Below are 25821 nucleotides of genomic sequence, written 5' to 3'. Positions count from 1 at the left end.
GAAGAATCAACCTGGTTTTAAGGAATACCTCTTCGCTGAGGTCAGACCTTGACGATATAGATACACATACCTAAGGAGGAAGAAACCATGTACAAAGTGTTAGTGTCGGACCCAATCAGTGATCTGGGGATCCAGCAACTGGTGGATGCAAATGATGTTGTTGTTGAGAAGAAAACCGGTCTTAGTGAAGATGAACTTGTTGCCATTATTGGTGAATATGATGCCCTCTTGGTTCGCAGCCAGACTCGTGTTACAGATCGTATTATGACGGCTGGTACCAACCTTAAGGTGATCGGACGTGCAGGTGTTGGTGTAGATAACATTGATCTGGAAGCTGCTACTCAGCGCGGTATCATCGTTATTAATGCACCTGATGGCAATACCATCACAACCTGTGAGCATACGTTTGCCATGATGATGGCATTGGCACGACACATTCCTCAGGCATACGCCAAGACAATTCAGGGTACGTGGGATCGTAAAACCTTCCTGGGTGTGGAATTAAGAAATAAAACGCTCGGTGTACTGGGTATGGGACGGATCGGTAGTGAAGTTGCCAAGCGCGCCAAAGCATTCGGAATGGACATTCTTGCTTACGACCCGTTCCTCACGGAGGAGCGTGCCGAGAAGCTGCAAGTGAAGCTGGCTAGTGTAGATGATATCATTCGCAATGCGGACTTCATGACCGTTCACACACCATTAACACCGGAAACACGGCACATGATTTCACGTCCACAATTCGAAGTGATGAAAAAAGGCATGCGTATCATCAACTGTGCTCGTGGTGGTGTAGTTGACGAGATGGCACTTGTCGAAGCCATTGATCAAGGTATTGTGGCTGGTGCAGCATTTGACGTATTCGAAAGCGAGCCGCCAGCCGCTGATCACCCGTTCCTGAATCACCCAAGCATTATCGTTACGCCTCACCTTGGTGCGTCCACAGTAGAAGCGCAAGAGAACGTGGCTATCGATGTGTCGGAACAGGTGCTTCACATTTTGCGTAACGAACCGTTCAAGAACGCAGTTAACATGCCGGCTGTTGCACCAACCGTGATGAACAAATTGCAACCGTATTTCAAACTGGGTGAAACGTTGGGTAGTTTTGCAGCACAGATTACACAAAATGCAGTGCAGGAGATTCGGATCGACTATGCTGGTGAACTTTCTGAAGTAGATACTTCTCCTCTCACTCGTTACATTGTGAAAGGGATTCTCGCCAGACATTTGGGTGGGGAAGCCAACATCGTTAACTCCATGCATCTGGCCAAAATCCGTGATCTGAATGTGGTTGTAAGCCAAACCTCAACAACTAAAGGATTTACTAACCTGATTACCGTAACATTGGTTACAACTCAGGATGCTGAGGAACGTCGTGTAGCAGGTACATTGCTTGCAGGTTATGGAGAACGTATTGTTCGTCTGGACAAATTCCCGGTAGATATCGCTCCGGAAAGTCATCAAATTTTGATCTCCCACAACGATAAACCAGGTATTATCGGACGTGTAGGAACGCTGCTTGGACAAAACGATGTCAACATCGCATCCATGCAGGTTGGACGTAAAATTATTGGTGGTGCAGCGATCATGATTCTGACCGTAGATAAAGCTGTTCCAAAAGATGTGCTTGTGCAGCTTGCTGCGCTGCCTGAAATCAATACTGCTGTTGAAATTGTTCTGGAATAATCAAACTTATTTCTATATGTAAAAGGAAAGACGGGACCCTAGTGGTTCCCGTCTTTTTTCATGTACTCGCTGAAATATCGGTGAAGAAGTTTGCAAACAAAATATTTGTGGAATTGGAAAAGGGGTGCCCATCAACCCCATATGAACTCCGCTTCTCTTGGTCAATGGAAATAGTCTTAATACGTTATCGAACTATTAACTTAACTGAATAATGTTTAGTGTAGACCCCGGAGGAGAAAGAACGGCTGCGCCAACAAGCCCGAATAATTGTAACTGTATTGTAGAACCAGCGGTAACGGTAACCATAAAGTCAGACTGCAGCTGACTGAGAGAAAGTACTGGAGATACTACACTCGCTGGAATTGCTGCGCCGTTAAGTAAAACCCGAGATTGGATAGCAAGTGCAGCTGTCAGATTTATTTTGTATGAGATATAGTAACGACCTGCGTTGGTCAGTGTGAAGGTGTCATTTGTCCCATTGACGGTTATACCTGTGCCAATATTTTGGTTATTCGGTAATGGAACGAGTGTACCACCCAATATTACAACAATCGTACCATTAGTGTTCTCAGCAAAAGCCGAATTAGATGTTACAGATGTTCCGGTTGCACCTGTTGCTCCAGTAACTCCTGTACTTCCGGTACTTCCGGTACTTCCGGTTACACCGACTCCCGTGGCTCCCGTTATACCTGTGGCTCCTGTTCCACCAGTCGCGCCTGTTACTCCGGTACTTCCCGTTATGCCAACTCCTGTGGCTCCCGTTATACCTGTGGCTCCGGTTTCACCAGTGACACCAGTTACTCCAGTACTTCCCGTTACGCCAACTCCCGTTGCTCCTGTTATACCTGTGGCTCCTGTTCCTCCAGTCGCACCAGTTACTCCAGTACTTCCTGTTATGCCCACTCCCGTGGCTCCAGTTACACCTGTCGCTCCTGTTCCCCCAGTCGCACCAGTTGCTCCGGTACTTCCTGTTATGCCCACTCCCGTGGCTCCAGTTACACCTGTCGCTCCTGTTCCCCCAGTCGCACCAGTTGCTCCAGTACTTCCTGTTATGCCCACTCCCGTTACACCTGTCGCTCCGGTTTCACCAGTCGCACCAGTAACTCCAGTACTTCCCGTTATGCCGACTCCGGTTGCCCCGGTTATACCTGTCGCTCCGGTTTCACCAGTGACACCAGTAAACCCAGTGCTTCCCGTTATGCCGACTCCTGTTGCTCCCGTTATACCTGTCGCTCCGGTTTCACCAGTGACACCAGTTGCTCCGGTGCTTCCCGTTACGCCGACTCCCGTGGCTCCTGTTACACCTGTGACTCCGGTTTCACCAGTCGCACCAGTTGCTCCGGTACTTCCCGTTACACCGACTCCCGTGGCTCCGGTTATACCTGTCGCTCCTGTTCCTCCAGTCGCACCAGTTGCTCCGGTTTCCCCGGTGACACCAGTTACTCCAGTACTTCCTGTTATGCCCACTCCCGTGGCTCCTGTTACACCTGTCGCTCCTGTTCCCCCAGTCGCACCAGTAACTCCGGTACTTCCTGTTACGCCGACTCCTGTGGCTCCTGTTATACCTGTGACTCCTGTTCCACCCGTCACACCAGTTGCTCCGGTACTTCCCGTTACGCCCACTCCCGTTGCACCGGTTATACCTGTGACTCCGGTCTCCCCCGTGACACCAGTTGCTCCGGTACTTCCGGTTATGCCGACTCCCGTTGCTCCTGTCACACCTGTTACGCTTACTCCCGTTGCGCCAGTCAATCCCGTTACGCCTGTTGCTCCTGTTTCCCCTGTAGCACCAGTACTACCTGTTACACTTACTCCTGTGGCTCCTGTGATCCCCCTCGCCCCAGTCAACCCTGCAACACCAGTCGCTCCTGTTTCACCAGTTGCCCCGGTTCCTCCAGTTACTCCTGTTGATCCTGTTACGCTTAGTCCCGTGGCTCCTGTAATTCCCGTCGCCCCGGTCAACCCTGTAAGACCAGTCGTTCCTGTTTCACCAGTACTTCCCGTTACTCCAACTCCAGTTGCACCCGTCACACCTGTCGCTCCTGCTCCAGCGATCAACGTGTAATCTGGTGAAGTCCCCGGCGTTCCGGTTGGTGATGCTACATTTGCAATATACGTACTGCCATTGAACGTTACAACCTGACCCGCTGGATACGTCGGGGCTACGGCTGGATCGAATGATACAATACCACTTAAACCTACACCAGTCGCTCCTGTTACGCCCGATGCTCCTGTAGCTCCGGTACTTCCCGTTCCACCAATGCCGGTTGCTCCTGTCACTCCCGTTGCTCCTGCGCCAGCAATCAACGTGTAATCTGGTGAAGTCCCCGGTGTTCCGGTTGGTGATGCCACATTTGCAATATACGTACTGCCGTTAAACGTTACGACTTGACCCGCTGGATACGTCGGGGCTACGGCTGGATCGAATGGCACGATACCACTTAAACCTACCCCTGTTGCTCCTGTTACTCCAACTCCAGTTGCACCGGTCACACCAGTCGCTCCTGTTACGCCCGATGCTCCTGTAGCTCCGGTACTTCCCGTTCCACCAATGCCGGTTGCTCCTGTAACTCCCGTTGCTCCTGCGCCCGCAAGCAATGTGTAATCCGGTGAAGTCCCCGGCGTTCCGGTTGGCGATGCCACATTTGCAATATACGTACTACCGTTAAACGTTACGACTTGACCTGTAGGATACGTCGGGGCTACGGCTGGATCGAATGGTACAATGCCACTTAAACCTACACCTGTCGCTCCCGTGACCCCTGATGCCCCTGTCACTCCGGTACTTCCCGTTACTCCAACTCCAGTTGCACCCGTCACACCAGTCGCTCCTGTTACGCCCGATGCTCCTGTTACTCCGGTACTTCCTGTTACTCCAACTCCAGTTGCTCCTGTCACACCCGTTGCTCCTGCGCCCGCAAGCAACGTGTAATCTGGTGAAGTCCCCGGCGTTCCCGTTGGTGATGCCACATTCGCAATATACGCACTACCGTTAAACGTTACAACCTGGCCGGCTGGATACGTCGGGGCTACGGCTGGATCAAATGGTACGATACCACTTAAACCTACGCCTGTTGCTCCCGTTACCCCTGATGCTCCTGTAGCTCCGGTACTTCCCGTTCCACCAATGCCGGTTGCTCCTGTAACTCCCGTTGCTCCTGCGCCCGCAAGCAATGTGTAATCCGGTGAAGTCCCCGGCGTTCCGGTTGGTGACGCGACATTAGTTATATACGTACTGCCGTTAAACGTTACAACCTGACCCGCTGGATACGTTGGGGCTACGGCTGGATCGAATGGCACGATACCACTTAAACCTACGCCTGTTGCTCCCGTTACTCCTGATGCCCCTGTCACTCCGGTACTTCCCGTTACTCCAACTCCAGTTGCACCGGTCACACCAGTCGCTCCTGTTACGCCCGATGCTCCTGTAGCTCCGGTACTTCCCGTTCCACCAATGCCGGTTGCTCCTGTAACTCCCGTTGCTCCTGCGCCCGCAAGCAATGTGTAATCCGGTGAAGTCCCCGGAGTTCCGGTTGGTGACGCCACATTCGCGATATACGTACTGCCGTTGAACGTTACAACTTGACCCGCTGGATACGTTGGGGCTACGGCTGGATCAAATGGCACTAGGCCTGTCAATCCCGCCCCGGTTGCTCCTGTGGCTCCTGTAGGTCCTGCACCTGCAAGCAATGTATAATCTGGCGAACTTCCTGGCGTACCCGTTGGCGAAGCGACATTTGTAATGTAAGTACTGCCACCAAACGTGACGATCTGTCCAGCTGGATATGTTGGGGCTAATGCGGGATCGAATGGCACGATGCCACTTAATCCTGCACCTGTGGCTCCAGTTGCACCAGTCGCCCCCGCAGCAGCGATTAATGTGTAATCCGATGAAGATCCTGGTGTTCCTAGAGGACCAGCTACACTCGTAATGTAAGTACTACCGTTATACGTAATTACTTGACCTGCTGGATAACCCGGGGCGAGCGCTGGATTAAATGCCACGGCTCCTGTCAAACCAGCTCCGGTTGCTCCCGTTGCTCCAGTCGTCCCACCCGACAGCAAAAGAGTGTAGTCTGGAGAACTTCCGGGTGTACCCAAGGGGCCATTTACATTAGCAACATAAAGACTACCCTCGTAGCTTACTACTTGACCTTGAGCATAAGTTGGTCCCAGTGCAGGATCAAATGCAGTAATATTGTTCAAACCCACACCAGGTGCTCCTGCCGGACCCTGTGCTCCCTGTGGGCCAACTGGGCCAACCGGTCCTACTGGTCCAATTCCTCCTGGTGTGCCAGTAGCCCCTTTCACTCCAGGGACTCCTGGGACACCTGGTACCCCCGGGACTCCTGGCACTCCCTGTGGCCCGGCTGGTCCGGTAATTCCTCCAGTTCCAAGAGTTGTCGTCGCCCGGCTTAACGATATGGAGATCGATCGAATTAATCCCACAAGTTTATCTTTTTCTGCAGGTGGTACTTCCAGAAGCAGCGTCACACTTAACAAGTCATCCAGTAAGTTTTGCAAGTTACCTGCGAGATTAATAAGAGGAACAGGGACAACCTCTGAACCTGCAATCGTTAATTCCAGTACGGCTTGTAATTCAGCCTTTACTCCGGCACGAAATCCAGATTGATTTACAAAAGTAAGTAACTGGCGTAATCCATTCTGTAATGACAGTATATTGGCTGAAGTCGGCTGACTAATTGCAGCAGGAATAGCCACAGCCAAAGAACGCAGTATGGATTCAAACTGCTCCAGTTCGCTTGTGGTTATTGGAATAAACGGAGAGCCTGCTCTAAAAGATCTGCCTTCCAGGAAAGCTTTAATATTGACCCTTTTTCGATCATCGGACATGCTTAACTCAATCCTCCTCTATCTTGCTTGCTTTTCAAGCTTATGTCACATAGGAAGGAAAATTATCTTGGACACTCTTTTTAGTCAAAAAAAGACCATTCTTGTTCCACGTTGAACAAGATTAAACGGTAGTCTTCAACAAAAAAACACCCTCCATAAGAGGGTGTTTCCGCACTTTTTGTATGAAATTCAGGCTATTTCGATGAATCCAAGGGAAATTGCAAAATAAACTCTGTTCCTTCGCCAAGCACACTATTGACGGTAATCATGCCTTGATGCGCATCAACAATATTTTTCACAATCGCTAAACCAAGCCCCGTACCTACACTTTCTCCCCGAACACGAGCCTTGTCTGCTTTGTAGAATCGTTCGAAAATAAATGGCAAGTCGGATGAAGGGATACCTACACCCTGATCCTTCACAGAAACTCTGACAAATGGAGCACGAAGATAAGTGACCCGCTCGGCTGAGATCATTACATTTTTGCCAGTAGGTGTATGTCTGAACGCATTATCCAGCAGATTCGTAAATACTTGCTCAAGTCGATCCTCATCTGCCTGTTGAAGTTCAATGGTTGGTTGTTCGAACTTAAATTGCAGTTGAATTCCCTGTTCTTTTGAACGCACAGAGAACTTCCGATATACACGTTCAAGTAGTTCTCCGAGGTCAACTTCCTTCATCACCATGTCCGTGTGTCCAGCTTCCATCCGCGCAAGATCAAGCAAGTCTTTAACCAATCTGCCCATCCGTAGAGACTCATCATGAATGACTTGGATCAGTTCTTCGCTCTCTTCCGGTGAGGTTGCCATACCGTCCAAAAGGGCTTCACTGTAGCCTTGCATCATGGATAGCGGAGTTCGTATCTCATGAGATACGTTAGCCACGAAATCACGCCGCATTTTCTCCAGACGCACTTCTTCTGTTACATCTCTTAAAACAGCCACAGCCCCTCTGACAACACTGTCAGCGTACAACGGTGCCATCTGAACAGACCAGACACCTTGCTGTACGTGAACATTGGAGTTCTGGTCCCCGCCTTGCTCCATCACCATTCTGAACAAAGGAAGAAGGGGCTCAGGTACATCCCGCGAAGTCTTGTCAGACTGCTCGGATTCTTGTCCTTCGTCCATTTTCGCCCAATCGAGATCATACCATGTCTGCATGATCTTCTCTCCAGGCGGATTCGTCAGAATAACTTTGCCTTCACCATCAAATGTAACAACAGCATCAGTCATGCTGCGAAGCACACTCGCCAAATGTTCCTTCTCATGGTTAAGGTTTCGAATATTATCTTCCAGTTGGGCAGCCATATGATTAAATGTGTTGGCAAGTTCACCAATCTCATCACTCGTTACCAGGGAGAGACGTGTTCCGTAGTTCCCTTTGCGAATCGCATTGGCTGCCTGAATCAATTGCTGCATAGGCTGCGTTATTTTGGTGAATAGAAACAATGCAAAAAACGTGGTTAAACTGAATCCGATAATACAGATATAGGTGAACAACCGCTTAATATCTCTGGATTCGGATTCTGCAAAGTTCGTATCAATGTAGGGCAGCAAAAAGAGACCCAGCGCTATAAGTACACAACCCACAAGGCAGATAATAGTGATCCATAACTTCCCGACCAGTGATCTCCAGAAACTAAAACTACTTCGGTACTTCCAGTTTATAACCCACACCCCACACCGTCGTAATCATGGCCGCCGATTCAGGCGATACCTTGTTAAGTTTCTCGCGAAGACGCTTCACGTGCGTATCCACGGTACGAAGATCGCCAAAGAATTCGTAATTCCATACATCTTTGAGCAATTCTTCTCTGGAGAAAACTTTGTCGGGAGATGTTGCCAGGTAGTGCAGCAATTCATATTCTTTTGGTGTAAGACTAATCTCTTCGCCACCAGCGGTTACCCGGTGGGCATCATGCTCAATAACCAGATGCGGGAACACGATGTTGTTACTCGAATTGCTCTCCTTGGAGAGATAAGCTGTCGCGGAAGCTCGACGCAAAATCGCTTTGACACGATAAATCACTTCACGCGGGCTGAATGGTTTTACAACATAATCATCAGCGCCAACTTCGAAGCCTTGAACCCGGTTAATCTCTTCACCTTTTGCAGTGAGCATCAAAACCGGCGTTGATTTCACCTGACGAAGACGGGTACACACTTCAACTCCATCCATACCCGGCAACATCACATCAAGCAAAATCAGACCGTAGTCCCCTGCTGTTGCTTTACGCAGCGCAGTTTCCCCATCCTCAGCTTCATCGATTTCATAACCTTCTTTTTCAAGATACATTTTCAAAAGCCTGCGGATTCTCTCTTCGTCATCCACGACCAGTATTCGATTCTCATGTTCAGCCATGCCTCTCCAGCCCCTTTGCAATAACTCCTCATCACTTCTATTATGTTCGATCTGGCGAACAATATTTGAATACCCTTCAATAAAAAGGTACATTTGTGTTTCCCGCTTCTAAACTCAACCTTTGCAATACGAGTCTGTCCTAGTCAGCTCCAGCATAAGAATGTAATCCGGCAATGATCAGATTCACTCCAACCAGCGTAAACATAACCACCAGGAAGCCAAGAACTGCAAGCCATGCAGACTTCTGACCTTGCCAACCTCTGGATAAACGCAAATGCAGATACACACTATAATATAGCCATGTAATCAATGCCCACACCTCTTTGGGGTCCCAACCCCAAAAGCGACTCCAGGCAATCTGAGCCCAGATCATGGCAAAAATTAATGCTCCCAGCGTAAATATCGGAAAACCAATGGCAATCGCGCGATAACTTATCTCATCCAGATCATCAGCATCGATTCCATCCATCATTGGCTGTAACGCTTGTCCAAGTGGTCTGCGCACAAGAAGTCGTACAATTCCATACAGGATCAGACCTACAATAAGTGACCAAACCACCGTATTCAGCTTGCGCCCGGCATTTACCCCGTTCATCCAGGAAGGCGTCTCAAGTAAAGGTTTTTTCATGCCAAGAAACGGTGTCATGCTCTCCACTTCGCTATTATATGGTGCAAAAATCGGAGGCATGCGATAAATCACTTTCTCTATTGTACTATTTTCCTGTACCTCTGTGTCAATGCTGACCGTTTTCTGTACAAAAACCGCCTCGTAACCAGCTGTACGAAAGGCAAATACCGTTCCGATGAATCCGATGACTACAACGATCGTAACTAGGGTGAATTCAACCCATCCTCGTTGACGTCTTGAAGACTTGTCTTTACCACTGAAATCAACAGTACGGAGCAAATACATGAACCCTGCGGCAAAACCCACGGCGAAGAATGCTTCACCAAGCGCGGCCAACGTCACGTGAATTTTCAGCCAGATGGACTGAAGCGCCGGGATTAATGGCTGTACCTCCTGAGGAAATACAGCGGCATACGCCATAATAATAATGGTAAGTGGTAACGCAAACAAACCCAGTAATGACTTGCGGTATATGGCATATACAACAATAAATGCAACCATAATCATCATGGACAGAAAAGACATGAACTCATACATGTTACTAACCGGGATATGTCCTGCCCCAGCCCATCGGGTTACAAAAAATACGAAATGCGCCGCCAAGGCGACAGTCGAAGCGATGAAAGCTCTTTTACCCCAGCGATTCATATGGTCCAGAGGATCACGATTACTCCATTTTTTGCCCATGACCGCGACAGCATATAACAAGAATGCAGCACAATAGAGAAAGAAAGATACGATAAATGCGTCGCTGCTGAAATCCAATAAATTCATGCCTGGTTCCCCCCGTTATCCAACGACTTCTCTTCCACTTCCAGATTCATCTGTTTCAAGACGGCCGCAACTTCACGCCTGAAGCCAAACCAGTTTTTGTTGGTATGTCCACCCAAGGTGAGCTGTTTATCATCAAAACGAATCCAGATGCGGCGATGATGCCAATAAAAACCCATGACCAAACCCAACATAACAATACCGGCTCCTACCCAGACAAAAGGCATTGCCTTATCCACTCTTATATTGAGATAACTTACGGACTGAATAATATCGACCTTGTCCATGCTGTCTACTTCCAGCTGTAAAGGAATCTCAGCTCCAATCAGCTGTTGGTTAATTGCATCCTGTTGAAACCGTTGTTTATCAATCTGCTTCGCAAAGTACAGATATTGTATCCCCTCTTCGGGCAGATCCGGTCCCTTGATGAGAAAGAGAAAAGCAGGTGCATTAGGTGAAGGCGATTTTGATTTGGGCTGACCATTCTCATCTAATCCAAAGTCCATAAACTTTTCTTTTACGGTAAGCTTATAAGGACCAGCTTCAAATGTTCTTTGGGTATCTACCATATCGATCTTAATTGGCCCATATACTTCACCCGTCTCTGTATTGACCAGATCAGGCGTTACGGAACGAATGGTGGGTGTTAGATCATAATCAAACTGATATGCTTTCAGACCGTTATAATTCAATGGATGATTCACGCGTACATCATGTCTGGCTACCTCAGCTAACTGAGGTTTCTTCGAGAGATCCGAACAATCTGCTGTACATTCATACAAAACAACTTTTGTTTCGAACAGTTTTGGAACGGTCTTGTTCAGGTTACGGAATTGCTCTGGTACTTCTTCCTCACTGTAGAATTCAACATTAAACTGTTCATTTTGCAGATACATCGATGTATTCGGGATCTTTTTGATCTCCCCTTCCGGAAAAGCAACGTGCTCGTCCAGATTCAGACCAGGAAGTCCTCGTGCGAGTACCGCCAGCAAAAATATAATGAGTCCAATATGGATGACATATGGGCCCCATCGACTGAATCGTTGTTTCTCGGCGAGTAATGCATCCCCCTGGGTGTGCACACGGTATCCTTTCTTTTTCAACGGCGTAACCGCTTTCTTAATCCAGTCTTCTGGTGCCTCTTCGATGGTACCTTGGTACACCAGACGCTGTCTTGTCAAAAATTGTGTATGCTTACGTATTCTCTGTTTATTCAGTGCTTTGTAGAGCGGTAGGACGCGATCCAGACTGCATATCACCAATGATGCCCCAATCAGCACCAGCAGTAGAATAAACCACCAGGATTCGTATGTATGGGATAAACCCAACAGATAATAGATATGACCCAATTGACCGTATGTTTCTTTGTAATACACGGAAGGATCAATATTCAAGAACGTACTTTCTTGCGGATAGATTGTACCAAGCATAGAACCTACAAGCGTGAAAACAATCATATAGACGGCAATTTTAACGGAAGAAAAAAAGTTCCATATGCGGTCAATGATATTAGGATTACTACGCTGTGAACGGCGCGCCATGCCATCATAACGCATTTCCAGCACTTCATCCGATTTAGCTTCAGACTCCAGCAGCGGTTTCCCACATGCTTCACATAGTACAGTGCCTACCGGATTCTGGTGTCCGCACTCACATTTGGTATTTTGGAACACGAATAGACCTCCTGTCAGGGCTGCTTCGCCAGTTGCGAAATTTGAGCGTCAAGTGTGTCCAAATCAAGTTGCCCGATATGAATGGTAGAGATTTTGCCCGTGTCGGATACAAAAAATGTCGTTGGCATGGGAGAGATCCCAAAATCACGAACCGAGTTTTTGTCCCGGTCAAGCATGATTGGAAACGTAACGCCAACCTGCCGTACAAAATTATCCACGGTCATCTGGTCTTCTCCAACATTAATCCCGACAAATTGTACTCCCTGGTCCTTCCATTTGTCAGCTTGCGCCTGAAGTGCAGGCATTTCTTTAACACAAGGTTCACACCATGTGCCCCAGAAATTGATCACCATCGCTTTTCCTTTGTACTCATCAGACGTATGAACTTGACCATCCAGGCCCAGCAGTTCAAAAGAAGGAGATTTGTCCCCTTCCTTTGGCTTGCCATTCGAGCCGGATACCGATGTGGTAATCGCATATCCGCCCAACACCAGGATCAATAACAAAATGACGATTTGCACCGTTCTTCTTGATTTCCCCATGTGCTGCTCCCCTTTTAAGTGACTGTAGCATTCGCATCTTATTGGTATAAGACAACTGTGAACATCCTATGAACAATTATAGCGAATTTCGTCACAAAACTGCGGCGGTTTTATGAAAATTATGTGTCCTCACATTACCTTTTTTTCATTTTTTTGGCTGGCTCTGATTGTGCGAGGGTAATCAGGTTGTTGACTTCCTCTTTGGTCAGATGACGTGTCAGACCACGTTTCAGGTTTTGTAGCAAAATACCACCAAACGAAATCCGTTTCAGACGGGTTACCGGATGATTGATTGCCTCGAACATACGTCTAACCTGACGGTTACGTCCTTCATAGATCGTAATGGAAATGACCGACTCATTGGCCGCTGTATCCACATCTTTGTACTCTACCTCTGCAGGAGCAGTCATACCGTCATCCAGCATAATGCCTGTCTTTAATTTCTCCAGAGCTGTACCATGTGGCACACCTTTAACCGTTGCATGATACGTTTTGGGTACGTGATGCTTCGGATGCGTCAGCAAATGTGCAAACTCACCATCATTGGTGAGAATTAATAAGCCCTCTGTGTCATAATCCAGACGACCTACAGGATATACGCGTTCCTTGACACCTTTCAGGTAGTCGGATACAATTTTCCGACCTTCCGGGTCAGATGCACTTGTGATTACGCCTTTTGGCTTGTTCAACATCAAGTACACTTTTTTCTCACTGCGGATCGGTTTTCCATTAACCGTAATCATATCCTCTTCGGGGTTCGCTTTTGTACCCAGTTCGGTTACGACCTCCCCGTTAACTTCTACTTTGCCGGACAGGATTAGTTCCTCGCTCTTGCGGCGGGATGCAATGCCTGCCTGTGCGATAATTTTTTGTAATCTTTCCATGTTTGTCATGTCACCTCACACTAATGATACCCATCACGCAGGGAAATCACAAGGATAATCCAAGGATTTTGTAAACTGGCGACACGAATATGCATTTTAGACTACCTTCCCTTTTGAGATTGACGCAAAAAAAGCCTGCCTTTACACGACCTGTTGAACACAGATGGCGTAAAGATAAGCCTTTTCCTCAAATCATTTAATTGGAAACTTTGCCGGCAACTGCAACCTGTTTTTTGGCAGGGTTAGTGCTCTCTTTAATGAAAGTCTGCAATGTCTTGGAAGTAATATAATAGGTACGTCCACCGTACACAAATGTCATCATACCAATGACCCGGTTGTTCTGATCCAGAACAGGGCCACCTGAATTACCTTGGGCCATGGATTTCACAATACTGCCGATTCCCTTTTTACCTGGGACGTCCAAAGCTTGGGAACTAAACACTCTGCTTTTGGCTATCGTATTGAAGGTTGAAGGAAAATCTTCATCCAGGATGACAAGATCACCAGCAGGATTTTTGGGGAATCCAATCGTATAGACAACCTGGTTATCCCTTGCATTTGCAAATGCGACCGGTTGGGCGTCTATTTCCTTGTCCAGCTTCAGCAGTGCCATGTCTGTGACCGGATCTGTCTTAATAATCTTCGCCTTTACAGGCTTGCTAAGGGAACCCGGACTTGCAACAGTCAGTGTACCTTCATCACCATCAGACAGTTCAGCAAAACTCTGAACGACATGATAATTCGTGAGCACTTCATCCTTTGAGATCAATATTGAGGTACCAACATCATAATATACCATATCGGGTTCATCCTGCTTGACCAAACGTACATTCACGACTGGAAAAGAATCCGCTGTGACTGCCATTTGTGCACGCAGCTGTTTATCGAAGTAACCTGTAAAATGTATCGTCTGAACGGCTTGAGCTGCCGCCAGCCCCGTTGACCCTGCGAGCATTGCAATAGCAAGCACGCCTGACATTCCGACACGGAGCATTCGTTTCCAACTCTTCTGCATGTCTCACTCTCCTCCGCTATTATTCTAGCATATCTAATATATCGGAAGGAAAGGAGATATCTTTTAACCAAAAACGAGCAAACAAATGGCGAGCGCAGCAATAAAACCAACAACATCGGAAAACAACCCTACTTTGAGTGCATATCGACCGTTCCGTATACCTACAGCCCCAAAATAAACAGTCAGCACATATAACGTGGTGTCTGTACTCCCCTGAATCGTAGATGCCATACGTCCAATCATGGAATCAGGGCCATGGGTTTTGATTAGATCGGTTGTAAACGCCAGAGAGCCTGTCCCCGTTAAAGGACGCAGTATTCCGAGTGGCAACACTTCGCCTGGAACACCCATCCAAGACACCAGCGGAGCGAACAGGCTAATCACAAAATCCAGTGCACCCGAGGCACGAAATACGCTGATTGCGACCATCATGCCCACGAGATGCGGAATAATACTGATTGCAGTAGAGAAACCATCCTTGGCCCCATCAACAAAGGATTCGTAAACCGGGACCTTTTTGGTAAACGCATATAATGGAACAAACGCGATAATAACCGGGATGGCCCAGACGGAGATCCAGTTGATGAAGGTTAACAAAGGTGCTCATCCTTTCATGCCGGGATTGCCACTTTTCTGTATGCGCGGCGGTTTGTGTAAAGCCCTGTTTCGATACCAGCGATCGGCGATTATAGCAGCAAGTGTAGCGATAATGGTAGCCATCAATGTTGTTCCCACAATCTCTGTAGCATTGGCGGAATGATAGTTTAAGCGGATGGCGATCAGCGTTGTCGGAATAATGGTAATACTGGCTGTATTCAGAGCCAGTAAGGTGCACATGGCAGGAGAAGCGGTTTGTTTGTCCGGATTAAGCTCCTGCAGCTGTTGCATGGCTTTTATTCCCATCGGTGTAGCCGCATTTCCTAGTCCCAGCAAATTGGCACTCATATTGGAGAGAATATAACCCATCGCCGGATGATTTTTGGGCACATCGGGGAACAGGAAGCCCACAACCGGGCCGAGCAGCTTGGCAATCCGGGCCAGGAGGCCCGCATCTTCAGCCAATTTCATCATACCCATCCAGAACACAAGCACACTAATCAGTCCAAAACAGACCGTGACTCCCGTTGCCGCCCCATCAAAAGCAGCTTGCGTGACCACTTCGATATTACCGTTGACGGCTGCAAAAGCAAATCCGATTAAAATCATGAGCAGCCAAATTAGATTAATCATGGATTATATCCTCCCTTCAATGGCGATTTAGCTAAGGAGACAACAGGTGGCTTAACACGGCACGCCATGCAGCTGCCCAGGAAGAGACATCACCGATACCACCTAGCGTTGCATCTTCTGTCTTCGGTTCAGGAGGAATATAACTGCCTTTGCGATACACGGGAATTGAGCCCACAAGTTTGCCGTCAAGCTGCATATCAATGCGACCTGCCAATCCGAACGAAGGATCTGTCGATTGTTCCTTGCCTTCCGTTTCCGACTGTCCTCGATTTTCGTGTAGGATTAATTTCTTAGTCAATGAGCCTTGTTCACTTTTAGCCAGTGGGTACCAGAATCCCCGACCCGTAACGACATCTGTATTTTGCACAGGCTGTTCTTGCTTCGCGACCTCTACCAACGGGAAGTATTCAAACCCAAAATCAAGCATCCGAGCATGATCGTTCCAATCGTTTCCGTCGTTCAGCGTTACTGCGGCGAGCTGCTGTCCGTTACGTGTAGCGGAACTGACCAAACATCTGAAAGCTTTTTTTGTGTAGCCGGTTTTCACTCCATCCGCACCTTCATACATCCGCAACATTTTATTTTTATTGTGCCAAGAGTATTCCCAGCTTTCATTGGGGTTCGGTGCAGATTTGTCCTCCGTGGCTACGATGCGTTTGAACACCGGATTGTGCAATGCATATGCCGTTAATCGTGCCAAGTCATTAGCTGTTGAATAGTGACCTTCTGCATCCAGTCCATGAGGGTTCATAAAATGAGAATGCGTCAGACCGATTTGCTCCGCCTTTTTGTTCATTAACAGGACAAAGCCTTCTTCCGATCCACCGACATGTTCTGCGATCGCAGAGGCCGCGTCATTGCCTGAACGGAGCATGAGCCCGTACAACATGTTTTCAAGCGTCATCTCTTCACCTAACTTGAGATAGAGAGAAGATCCTTCTTTGGCAAAAGCCGAGGGAGACACTTTCACTTTATCATCCAGCTTGCTGTGTTCGATTGCTACGATCGCTGTCATGATTTTGGTCAAGCTGGCAATTCGCAGTTCTTTATCCCCATCCTTGCTGTATAAGATCCGGCCTGATGTGACATCAATGAGAGCAGCGCTTTGCGCATGTGTAGACGGACCTTGAATCGTTGCCTGGGCTTGAGTAGCCCCTAATGAAGACAGCAAGAAGACAGGGATAAGCATACATGCAATGACTTTCGTTATTTTTCGCATCAATTCATTCCTCCGGGTCACTTGGAATCTTGTACTATCTTATGTCCGGACAACTTGGAGTATGTCCCATCGGGCAAAAACAGCAAAAATCCCTCACGCTGGGATGCGGGAGGGATCATGACGAAATGATTCAGCTATAGGTTGATGGATCTGGTGTAACTGGTACACCTGTTGTATTCGTTGGTGTTGTATTCCGTTGGAACATGCCTTGAATTCGGTCCAAAACATAAGGGGTGGAGTCAATGAGTTTCTCAAAAAGATGTGTGGAGTTATCGAGTGGTACAATGTGTACCCCCTGTTTACCTACCACCAGGAACGCAATGGGACGTATGGATACACCCCCGCCACTACCGCCACCAAACGGAGAAGCAACTTTAGCTGAACTCGCATGTTCAGCAGAGGTACCCGTAGCACCACTTTTGCCACTACTTTCTCCATTAACGTGAAAATCACTACCACCGGCAGCAAAACCGAATCCCACCTTACTGATTGGCAGAATCACGGTACCATCTGGTGTTTCGACTGCATCGCCAACAATTGTATTGACATCCACCATGGCCTTGATATTTTCCATTGCGGTTTCCATTAAGCCTTGAATTGGATGATCTGACATTTAAATTCCCTCCAGTTTCAATGTAAGCTAGGTTTGATCTAACCATATCATCCCCAAACTTGAAGGGACTTATGTAATAAGCATTTTAAATACACTCACCAAATCCCAACCTTACATTCCCAAAAACAGACCGACTATGATGGGTTTTTATACTGTTGTCCCACTAAGTTTCTTCTTTTGCTTCTCCTTATGCCTGCGGCGCTGTTCCTGAAGAAGCTTGAACCACATCCGCCATCCGCCTTCGACTTGAAACACACGGGTGAGTAGTGTAACTCCAGCGATCAGAACGGCTGTAATCCGAATTTTCACTCTGAAATCAAGTTCCGTTCTAAATTCCATTTCATCGGACCATACCGGCATAACCTGAAGCACAGGTGTTTCATCAAAGCGGATCTGATAGGTGAGAAAACCTATAATAATGGACTTGATACTCCACACCCAACCCGTCAGCACCGCTGTATATGCTGCATCACCAACCCCAATGTGGGTAGCCCAGGACAGTTGAGTCATATGTACGCGTGTGAGTGTTTGCTTCAGCCACAGCTTGAGCGCGTCCGTTGCCCTAAGCATAATTTTCACATCTTTAGCCCACTTCTTGACTTTGCGTTTGTTGACCCGTTCACTTCCCTGGGCCTCGCCTCTCGAATGATTCATGGATTGTTCGGTCTTGACCAGAAAACCTTCCTTCATATTGCGAAAAACAATACTCGGGATCTCATAGTTAATCCGCACAATTCCATAGAGAAGACGAACATTAATATTGGCGTAATCATCACTTTTATGTTTACTGAATGTAAAATGTACATGAACATTTGAGATGAGGACTGCGGCAATCAGCAATGCGAACAACAAACCGATTCCTCCAAGCCAAATCCACACAGGCCTTACCTCCAAGCCCTCAATTCTTTTCTCGTCTAGTATGGCACTCTGGATAGGAAAAAATTCACGTTTGACCTAAAAATCCCATTATATATTTGTTTGGAAACTGTTCTATTCACCATTTATCTAAAACAATGCACAAAAAAACCGACTCCACTGATGGGTGTCGGTTAGTATGAGCTTGCAAATTAGAGTGAAGAATTGTTATTATCGTCTTCGTTGTCGATATGACTTAGATCATCCGCCGGATCAGCACTTTCCGGTTCCAGTTGTTGCAAATCCAGTTTGTTGAATAACAGTTGTGTCTCTTCTTCCAGGTTTTCCGAATCTTCGAACAAACCTGGTTCCGGAAGGTCTTTAATTGAAGCCAGTCCGAAATAATCCAGGAATGACTTGGTCGTTCCATACAGAATTGGTCGTCCGATCGCCTCGGCTCGTCCCACTTCAATAATTAGATCCTTATTCACAAGCGTATGGATGGCCCGTTCCGATTTTACACCGCGGATTTCCTCAATCTCTACCCGTGTAATGGGCTGCCGGTACGCTACAATAGCCAGCGTCTCCAGAGCCGCTTGGGATAAGGACGTACGCGCGGGAGAGTATGCCAGTTTCTCGAAATATACAGCGTGGTCAGGCAAGGTGCCCAACTGAACTACACCAGCGATCTTGAGAATCTGTACACCTCGTCCCTGCTGTGAAAATTCATGAATCATCTCCTCAATCGCGTCCGTTACAAGCTCCACTCGCTGGTCGACGATCTCGGCGATTTGTTTGATACTCAGACCTTCTTCTCCGGACAAAAACAGCAGGCCTTCAATAATCGATTTCAATTTCGGAAAATCCATGATTCTTTGTTTCCCCTCTCCACTCCATAACGATATCCTCAAACATCCGTTCCTGATAACAGACAATCTGCTTCATCTTCATCAGTTCCAGCACCGCCAGAAAAGTGACAACAATCTCATGGCGATAGATATGCTCATCCATCAACTTGGAGAATAATAGTCTGCCTCCCGGCCCCATACTTTCCAAAGCGCCGATGACATCCCGTATCCGATCCTTAACCGATATTTCATCCCGTTTGATCCGGGTTACGGTTGTGCGCTTCTCAGCCTTGCGTAGCGCCTTCTGAAATGCTGCAATCAGGTCAGAGGTGTGTAAACCCTCAACCGGGTTCGATTGGGCTTCTACGGGCATATAGGGGCGCAGATCCTCGGGCTCTTTGGAAAATATAAGGCTGCGTTCCCACTCCCGTTCATGAAGATGACGCGCAATTCCCTTGTACTTGCGATATTCTATCAGACGTGCAATCAGCTCTGCACGTGGATCATAATCTTCTTCTTCCATAAAATCATAATCCTCGAAGTCCTCAATGACCGGTGGTTTGGGCAATAAAAGTTTGCTCTTGATCGACAGCAATGTTGCTGCCATGACCAGAAATTCACTCGTAATATCCAGTTCCAGTTCCTGCATCGAATGCAAATACGCCATGTATTGATCGGTAATATCGCTGATGGGAATATCCTGGATATGAATTTCAGCCTTATCAATCAGATGAAGCAGCAGATCCAAAGGCCCTTCAAAAGTCTCCAGTTTGTATGTAACTACCGTCACTAGACGAATCCTCCCGCCAGAAAAATACAAAACCCTGCTAAGCCGTCCGAATCCGGTTTCCCGTGTTCGTCTGCGCAAAGCAGGGCACTACTATTAAATAAGCACTATTTTAGCTGTTTCGTCAAGTTTGCCATCTCAATTGCCGCCGTAGCTGCATCCCAACCTTTGTTACCCGCTTTGGTTCCGGCACGTTCAATCGCTTGTTCAATATTTTCTGTTGTAACCAGTCCAAAGATCGTAGGCACGCCAGTTTTCAGGTTAATTGCTGCTACCCCTTTAGCCATCTCGTTGCACACATAATCGTAATGCGTAGTTGATCCACGAATAACGGTTCCCAGGGTAATCACCGCATCATACTTGCCGCTCTCCGCCATTTTCTGCGCAATCAAAGGGATTTCGAACGCACCTGGGACCCAGGCTACATCCACTTCATCATCCTGCACGCCGTGGCGTTTGAATGCATCGAGTGCTGCGCTAAGCAATTTACTGGTAATGAATTCGTTAAAACGTCCAACGACAACTCCATATCTGGATCCTTCTGATACTAAATGTCCTTCAAAAAATTGTGGCATTCAAGTCATCTCCCTAACGGTATAATGTAATGTAAGTAACGGAAATCCCTAAGTAATCTCTTCCATAAATTACATGGTGAACGTTATTCATCTAAAATATATTTACTGTTCGTTCTGCTCGATATCATCAAACTTGAGCATATGCCCCAGCTTGGCTTGCTTGGTATGAAGATACACCGTATTGTCCTCGTTCTCCTCCATCTGGATCGCGACACGCTCTACGACTTCAAGTCCATACCCTTCAAGGCCTTTAATTTTACGAGGATTGTTAGTTAGCAGTCTGATCTGACGAACCCCAAGGTCTTTCAGAATTTGAGCGCCAATTCCGTAATCACGCAAGTCAGCAGCAAAACCCAAACTCAGGTTTGCATCAACAGTATCCATACCTTCCTCTTGCAGCTTATAGGCTTTGAGTTTGTTGATTAGCCCAATACCCCGACCTTCCTGTCTCATATAGAGCAGTACGCCATTGCCTTCCTCATGGATCTGTTTGAGTGCCGCATCAAACTGCGGACCACAGTCACAACGATGCGAATGGAATACATCACCTGTCAAACATTCAGAGTGCACACGTACAAGCACAGGTTTCGAACCATCAATTTCTCCTTTGACCAGAGCCACATGTTCCTTATTGTCCACAGCATTTGTATAAGCCACCGCTTGAAACTCACCAAAGTCCGTTGGCATACGCACAGCCACTTCACGTTGAACCAGCTGCTCTTTTTCGTTACGGTAACGAATCATGTCCTGAATACTGATCAGCTTCAGATCATGCTTGCGGGCAATCTCCTGCAGATCCGGAAGTCTGGCCATCGTGCCATCTTCCTTAATCACTTCACAAATAACGCCAGCAGGGTAGGAACCACACATGATAGCGAGATCTACAGCCGCTTCCGTATGTCCGGCACGACGAAGTACACCGCCGTCTTTTGCAATCAGAGGGAACATGTGACCAGGCTTACGGAAGTCCCCGGCTTTCGCCTCAGGATCGATTAGACCTTTCACGGTAATAGAGCGTTCATGTGCCGAGATACCTGTTGTTGTATCTTTGTGATCCACAGAGACGGTGAAGGCTGTTCCATGGAAATCCGTATTTTGTTGAACCATCGGTTTCAGGTTAAGTTCGTCCGCACGTTGTTGTGTAATCGGAACACAGACCAGACCTCTACCTTCAGTAATCATGAAATTAATGACTTCAGGCGTCGCCTTTTCGGCCAAAGCGATAAAATCGCCTTCATTCTCCCGATCTTCATCATCCACAACAATGACGGGTTTACCACGCATGAGATCATATATGGCTTCTTCTATTGTGTCCAGAATGGATTGTTCTGACATTGGTCCACCTCCAGTTAATTTCTGTTCTCTATTTATGCAAATCCGTGATTGGAGAGAAAATCTTCACTGATACTGCGCGGCTTGCCAGCACCCGTCTCCCGATGTCCTCTCCCATACTGGAGCAGATGATCCACATATTTGCCCAAAATATCGCATTCGATATTAATGGTATCCCCTGTCTTTTTCACATTTAGTACAGTTTCACCAATGGTATGCGGGATAATGGAAACCGTGAATGCGGTATCCGATGTATGGACAACGGTCAAGCTAATGCCATCCAGTGTAACTGATCCTTTGGGGATCAGATATTTGAACAACTGGTGATCATCAGGCTTGATCTCAAACACAATTGCATTCTGATCACGTGTTATACTGCCGATCACTCCAGTACCATCAACATGGCCCTGAACGATATGGCCGCCAAAACGACCGCCTGATTGCATGGCCCGCTCCAGATTAACTTTACTGCCAGATTGCAGCTGACTGAGATTGGTATGGCGATAGGTTTCAGGCATTACATCGGCGGTAAAACCTCCACCTTCGAGCGTTGTCGCAGTTAAGCACACGCCGTTCACTGCTACACTATCACCAATCTTCAGATCGTCCATGATGGCGGAAGCTCCGATATTCAGGACCATCGCTTCGCCTTTCCGACCAATACCCCGGATCTGACCGACTTCTTCCACCAAACCGGTAAACATGCTGCCGCCTCCCTTTTTCAAGTTATAAAGAACCTAACTTTCTACTTTCAAATCCATTTATTTATTCAGGCCACACCGGAATACCGCCAATGCTGATATTATCTCCAACTTGTTCGATCTCCAACTGATTCAATTGAATCGCCTGATTCATACGTTCCACACCCTCGAAGCGGAAGCTTCCAGGTGTATCATAACCGCCTACAATCTTCGGAGCGATAAACATGAGCAGTCGATCGACCAACCTTGCCTCCAGCATGGCTCCATTCAAGGTGCCTCCACCTTCAAGCAAAATTGAACCAATGTCACGCTCACCCAACTTGCTAAGACCGTTTAACAGATCCACACGTGGTCCAGGACCACAGCGTATAATCTCGACGCCGTAGGCTTCCAAACGTTCAGCAACTTCAGGACTGGCTTCGTCTGTTGTCAGCACCCATGTTGGAGCAAGACCATCCTTAACCATTTTGGCACCTACGGGGAGACGTAACTTGGAATCCACTACAATGCGCACTGGACTAATGCCTTCGACTTGCAAACGGGTTGTAAGTTCCGGATTATCGGCAATTACCGTGTCGACGCCAACCATAATTCCCTGGTGACGATGACGAAGGGCATGTACAATCTCACGAGCGGGCTCGTTAGAGATCCACTTGCTGTCTCCGCTGCGAGTAGCAATTTTGCCATCCAAAGTAGTAGCCGTTTTCAGTGTCACAAAAGGTAGACCCGTTGTAATAAACTTAATGAATTTTTCATTCATGCGTCTTCCTCGCTCACGCAGTACGCCAACTTCAACTTCAATGCCTTGTTGACGAAGCATGCTTATACCCCTGCCGGATACTTGCGGATTTGGATCTTCACAACATACCACAACACGTTTCACCTTTTCATGAATCAGACGTTCACTACAAGGTGGCGTCTTGCCATAATGACTACAAGGCTCAAGTGTAACGTATACCGTACTTCCCTCTGCATCACTGCCTGCCATGTTAAGTGCATGCACCTCTGCATGACCGGTTCCACGTTTCAGATGGCTCCCCAGGCCTACAATACGGCCTTCTTTCACAACTACACATCCAACAACCGGATTAATCCCCGTCTGTCCCTGTGCTCGTTCCGCCATATCCAATGCCAGTGCCATATAAAATTCATCATTGATCATTTCCAAATCCGTTCACCCCGCGGTTTAAAGTCTTGTTTATTAAAAAATCCCCGTCGAACAATCAGTTCGATGGGGATGATGAGAGACAAATGTCACCAGCAGGAGTGAAATGGATACAGCACGCCAACACTTTGCCCAAAACTTCATTTCGGGCAAGTGAAAATAGACACATACCTTAATGAACATCATTTACAGGTAAAGAGCTTTTATAGTGCGGCATATGTATGGAACTGTCCGGCGTATCCGGATCTTCCCTGCACAGTGCAAGACATCATAAAATCGTGACTGTGCAGCAATACTCCTGCTGAATGCAAACCTGTTAGGTCTGCACCTCTCCTTCTCCCATCCAGACTATACTGTCGGTTCTGGAATTACACCAGATCAGCCATCTGCCAATGGCAGACAGGTCACGGACTTTGCATCAAGTGCTGGACACATAGGTCCTTACACTTCCTGCATCACCGCCGGTAGGGAATTGCACCCTGCCCTGAAGGATTGCTTTCGTTATTACTTGGATGTTAGCACTTTAATGCCAAAAAATCAATTGTTTTTTGTTCCTTTTTGTCACATACTAACTTTTAATAAGTCAATAAACAACAAAAAACCGCTTCCTCTCAAGGAGGCACGGTTTTTCTTTGAAAGCATTTCACATCCATCGTAACATTCTACATATCAGGAAAACACCAGCTCGCCATATGCTTTAATTCTTTGGCATTATGGAATGGAGTGCGGTCAGGTTCTTGCAGGGGCGAAGTCGGAAGCGGGAACTCTCTTGCCACCCTTCTGACCCAACTTGTTGAATCGATCGCAATAGCCGAGCATTTCCAGCGTCCATTCGCTCTCGGTCGAAACGTCCCATGCAAATCTGCTTTTCCCGGCATCTCTGGGAAGACTCCATCCAGATATTCGACGATGACGCGCTTGTCTCTGACTTCATGACAATATACAGTCACCCATACACCTTCCCGGACCCGAACAGCATACACATCTCCAGACTGTACCTCCCCGGTACCTGCATCAGGTGATGCCTTTGGTACTTTTCCGCGAACACTTCTCTTCTTCTCCAATGCCCCTAAGATCGTGTCCTTTACAGCTGGACTCTCATCAGGCTTATCCGCAAGTGATATGTTATTCAGATCAAAATCATGAAATATCTTGTTCAGGTTGTTCTCATTAATTCCGACAGATGAGTCCCACCACGCCAGAGGGGCCTGCACTTCAACCCGCACATTGGGGCGTGCGTCACGCTGCATGTAAGAGGTGAATTCCGTGATCATTCCAGGATGTTCCGGCGTATCCAGTATGCCAATCAGAGCTAACGTCTCAAGCAAATCACGGTAAGCATATTCCTTCTGTGTGGGCAAAAGACGTTCCTTCTTGAGCGCTACTGCTGCCTTGCTGTAACGTGTTTTGGGAGGTAATTCGCGTAGCACCGTTAACACCGCACGGAATGTCCAGCGGTCGTACTCATTGGGTATTGGAAGCTCCTGTGCGGCAGCCAGCTCTCGAAGTGCCAACACGCATCCAAAAGGATCACCGTCCAACGGGGTTCCATTGGTCATCCGCCAATACCATTGCAGCGTTGTGTCGGTTGCTTGATCTACACTTAATCCGCATATCTTACAAGTGTTCGAAGATGGATATGGCGTATGTTCATGGCTTGGCATACTGCTCCCAATAAGCTTGCCCGTAAGCAACGAGCGCCAGATCATGGGTGCTGACCACAAAGAGGATACAAAGGCCTGCGCTGCATCATTGATCGTCCATTGATTCGCAACTTTTTTCAGCTCAGTAATGGTTTCATCATGTTGCGGACGTACAAATCGATTCGGTTCATGCTCGTCTGCCTCAAGCGCTTCTCGATCCTTTACCGATAGACTATCCGGAACGACATGGCGCGATGCCTGCAGTTCTTCATCCCACAACGTGCGCTCACTATAAATTTGTTTTAACAAGCTTAGCTGAGTAACCATATCCAAGGTTTTATTCATCCTTTCTAATTATGGATCTCGAATACGTGACATATGAAAAATAAAAAAAGTGCTTCTATAAAAGAAGCACTTCATGTTTGGATCCAGTTAAGGT

The 25821-nt window shown here is 47.4% G+C and carries 21 protein-coding genes and 1 riboswitch; of the genes, 1 reads left to right on the top strand and 20 read right to left on the bottom strand.

Annotated elements, in window-relative coordinates; all coding sequences use genetic code 11:
• Nucleotides 1-87: 87 nt before the first annotated feature.
• The gene (gene serA / locus PAEAM_RS08500) at nt 88-1683 is read left to right on the top strand and encodes a phosphoglycerate dehydrogenase (RefSeq protein ID WP_017687669.1); all 1596 of its coding nucleotides are present in this window, start codon (nt 88-90) and stop codon (nt 1681-1683) included.
• Nucleotides 1684-1878: 195 nt separating this feature from the next.
• On the opposite strand, the gene PAEAM_RS32470 is transcribed toward serA, so the two are convergent.
• The 20 genes from PAEAM_RS32470 to PAEAM_RS08400 form a co-directional block, all read right to left on the bottom strand.
• The gene (locus PAEAM_RS32470) at nt 1879-6537 is read right to left on the bottom strand and encodes a BclA C-terminal domain-containing protein (protein ID WP_100527215.1); all 4659 of its coding nucleotides are present in this window, start codon (nt 6535-6537) and stop codon (nt 1879-1881) included.
• Between the two features lie 194 nt (nt 6538-6731).
• On the bottom strand, nt 6732-8129 hold the full coding sequence (locus PAEAM_RS08490; RefSeq protein ID WP_017687665.1) for a HAMP domain-containing histidine kinase: 1398 nt from the start codon (nt 8127-8129) through the stop codon (nt 6732-6734).
• Between the two features lie 55 nt (nt 8130-8184).
• On the bottom strand, nt 8185-8901 hold the full coding sequence (locus PAEAM_RS08485; RefSeq protein WP_036607918.1) for a response regulator transcription factor: 717 nt from the start codon (nt 8899-8901) through the stop codon (nt 8185-8187).
• 139 nt (nt 8902-9040) lie between these two features.
• Nucleotides 9041-10303, bottom strand: coding sequence for a cytochrome c biogenesis protein CcsA (gene ccsA / locus PAEAM_RS08480; RefSeq protein WP_100527214.1), 1263 nt, complete (start codon nt 10301-10303; stop codon nt 9041-9043).
• Complete coding sequence (gene resB / locus PAEAM_RS08475; protein ID WP_100527213.1) at nt 10300-11973, bottom strand: cytochrome c biogenesis protein ResB; 1674 nt, start codon at nt 11971-11973, stop codon at nt 10300-10302. The genes ccsA and resB overlap by 4 nt, the downstream gene beginning before the upstream one ends.
• Before the next feature lie 14 nt (nt 11974-11987).
• The gene (locus PAEAM_RS08470; protein ID WP_036607739.1) at nt 11988-12515 is read right to left on the bottom strand and encodes a redoxin family protein; all 528 of its coding nucleotides are present in this window, start codon (nt 12513-12515) and stop codon (nt 11988-11990) included.
• A 134-nt stretch (nt 12516-12649) separates the two neighbouring features.
• The gene (locus PAEAM_RS08465) at nt 12650-13399 is read right to left on the bottom strand and encodes a pseudouridine synthase (RefSeq protein ID WP_036607741.1); all 750 of its coding nucleotides are present in this window, start codon (nt 13397-13399) and stop codon (nt 12650-12652) included.
• 196 nt (nt 13400-13595) lie between these two features.
• Nucleotides 13596-14414, bottom strand: coding sequence for a S1 family peptidase (locus tag PAEAM_RS08460; RefSeq protein ID WP_100527212.1), 819 nt, complete (start codon nt 14412-14414; stop codon nt 13596-13598).
• Nucleotides 14415-14477: 63 nt separating this feature from the next.
• Nucleotides 14478-15011, bottom strand: a complete 534-nt coding sequence (locus PAEAM_RS08455) for a spore maturation protein (RefSeq protein WP_017687658.1) — start codon at nt 15009-15011, stop codon at nt 14478-14480.
• A gap of 6 nt (nt 15012-15017) precedes the next feature.
• Nucleotides 15018-15644, bottom strand: a complete 627-nt coding sequence (locus PAEAM_RS08450; protein ID WP_100527211.1) for a nucleoside recognition domain-containing protein — start codon at nt 15642-15644, stop codon at nt 15018-15020.
• 31 nt (nt 15645-15675) lie between these two features.
• Complete coding sequence (locus PAEAM_RS08445) at nt 15676-16863, bottom strand: D-alanyl-D-alanine carboxypeptidase family protein (RefSeq protein WP_100527210.1); 1188 nt, start codon at nt 16861-16863, stop codon at nt 15676-15678.
• A gap of 130 nt (nt 16864-16993) precedes the next feature.
• Complete coding sequence (ytfJ, locus tag PAEAM_RS08440; RefSeq protein WP_036607830.1) at nt 16994-17476, bottom strand: GerW family sporulation protein; 483 nt, start codon at nt 17474-17476, stop codon at nt 16994-16996.
• 147 nt (nt 17477-17623) lie between these two features.
• Entirely contained in the window at nt 17624-18355 is a 732-nt protein-coding gene (locus tag PAEAM_RS08435; protein WP_076251141.1) for a DUF2953 domain-containing protein, read from the bottom strand.
• 188 nt (nt 18356-18543) lie between these two features.
• Entirely contained in the window at nt 18544-19200 is a 657-nt protein-coding gene (gene scpB, locus PAEAM_RS08430; RefSeq protein WP_100527209.1) for an SMC-Scp complex subunit ScpB, read from the bottom strand.
• Complete coding sequence (locus PAEAM_RS08425; RefSeq protein ID WP_076328266.1) at nt 19169-19969, bottom strand: segregation and condensation protein A; 801 nt, start codon at nt 19967-19969, stop codon at nt 19169-19171. The genes scpB and PAEAM_RS08425 overlap by 32 nt, the downstream gene beginning before the upstream one ends.
• Nucleotides 19970-20073: 104 nt before the next feature.
• Nucleotides 20074-20541: a 6,7-dimethyl-8-ribityllumazine synthase gene (gene ribH / locus PAEAM_RS08420; RefSeq protein ID WP_017687651.1), complete on the bottom strand. Its 468-nt coding sequence runs from the start codon at nt 20539-20541 to the stop codon at nt 20074-20076.
• Nucleotides 20542-20643: 102 nt separating this feature from the next.
• Complete coding sequence (locus tag PAEAM_RS08415; protein ID WP_076318983.1) at nt 20644-21876, bottom strand: bifunctional 3,4-dihydroxy-2-butanone-4-phosphate synthase/GTP cyclohydrolase II; 1233 nt, start codon at nt 21874-21876, stop codon at nt 20644-20646.
• A gap of 32 nt (nt 21877-21908) precedes the next feature.
• Nucleotides 21909-22577 (bottom strand): riboflavin synthase, encoded by a 669-nt coding sequence (gene ribE, locus PAEAM_RS08410; protein WP_100527208.1) that lies wholly within the window; start codon nt 22575-22577, stop codon nt 21909-21911.
• A 61-nt stretch (nt 22578-22638) separates the two neighbouring features.
• Nucleotides 22639-23742, bottom strand: a complete 1104-nt coding sequence (gene ribD, locus PAEAM_RS08405) for a bifunctional diaminohydroxyphosphoribosylaminopyrimidine deaminase/5-amino-6-(5-phosphoribosylamino)uracil reductase RibD (protein WP_036672313.1) — start codon at nt 23740-23742, stop codon at nt 22639-22641.
• A gap of 324 nt (nt 23743-24066) precedes the next feature.
• Nucleotides 24067-24235: riboswitch (FMN riboswitch) on the bottom strand.
• Nucleotides 24236-24401: 166 nt separating this feature from the next.
• The gene (locus tag PAEAM_RS08400) at nt 24402-25709 is read right to left on the bottom strand and encodes a hypothetical protein (protein ID WP_243391320.1); all 1308 of its coding nucleotides are present in this window, start codon (nt 25707-25709) and stop codon (nt 24402-24404) included.
• Nucleotides 25710-25821 lie beyond the last annotated feature (112 nt).

Origin of the sequence: Paenibacillus sp. GM1FR, assembly GCF_002803315.1 — a bacterium.
Lineage (GTDB): Bacteria > Bacillota > Bacilli > Paenibacillales > Paenibacillaceae > Paenibacillus > Paenibacillus amylolyticus.
The sequence above is the reverse complement of the archived record's forward strand: the minus strand, read 5'-3'. Positions and strand labels throughout refer to the sequence as shown.

Coding starts and splice junctions, on each gene's coding strand:
- serA (WP_017687669.1), top strand. CDS start 88: ATGTACAAAGTGTTAGTGTCGGACCCAATCAGTGATCTGGGGATCCAG.
- PAEAM_RS32470 (WP_100527215.1), bottom strand. CDS start 6,537: ATGTCCGATGATCGAAAAAGGGTCAATATTAAAGCTTTCCTGGAAGGC.
- PAEAM_RS08485 (WP_036607918.1), bottom strand. CDS start 8,901: ATGGCTGAACATGAGAATCGAATACTGGTCGTGGATGACGAAGAGAGA.
- ccsA (WP_100527214.1), bottom strand. CDS start 10,303: ATGAATTTATTGGATTTCAGCAGCGACGCATTTATCGTATCTTTCTTT.
- PAEAM_RS08470 (WP_036607739.1), bottom strand. CDS start 12,515: ATGGGGAAATCAAGAAGAACGGTGCAAATCGTCATTTTGTTATTGATC.
- PAEAM_RS08465 (WP_036607741.1), bottom strand. CDS start 13,399: ATGGAAAGATTACAAAAAATTATCGCACAGGCAGGCATTGCATCCCGC.
- PAEAM_RS08460 (WP_100527212.1), bottom strand. CDS start 14,414: ATGCAGAAGAGTTGGAAACGAATGCTCCGTGTCGGAATGTCAGGCGTG.
- PAEAM_RS08450 (WP_100527211.1), bottom strand. CDS start 15,644: ATGATTAATCTAATTTGGCTGCTCATGATTTTAATCGGATTTGCTTTT.
- PAEAM_RS08445 (WP_100527210.1), bottom strand. CDS start 16,863: ATGCGAAAAATAACGAAAGTCATTGCATGTATGCTTATCCCTGTCTTC.
- ytfJ (WP_036607830.1), bottom strand. CDS start 17,476: ATGTCAGATCATCCAATTCAAGGCTTAATGGAAACCGCAATGGAAAAT.
- scpB (WP_100527209.1), bottom strand. CDS start 19,200: ATGGATTTTCCGAAATTGAAATCGATTATTGAAGGCCTGCTGTTTTTG.
- ribH (WP_017687651.1), bottom strand. CDS start 20,541: ATGCCACAATTTTTTGAAGGACATTTAGTATCAGAAGGATCCAGATAT.
- PAEAM_RS08415 (WP_076318983.1), bottom strand. CDS start 21,876: ATGTCAGAACAATCCATTCTGGACACAATAGAAGAAGCCATATATGAT.
- ribE (WP_100527208.1), bottom strand. CDS start 22,577: ATGTTTACCGGTTTGGTGGAAGAAGTCGGTCAGATCCGGGGTATTGGT.
- PAEAM_RS08400 (WP_243391320.1), bottom strand. CDS start 25,709: ATGGTTACTCAGCTAAGCTTGTTAAAACAAATTTATAGTGAGCGCACG.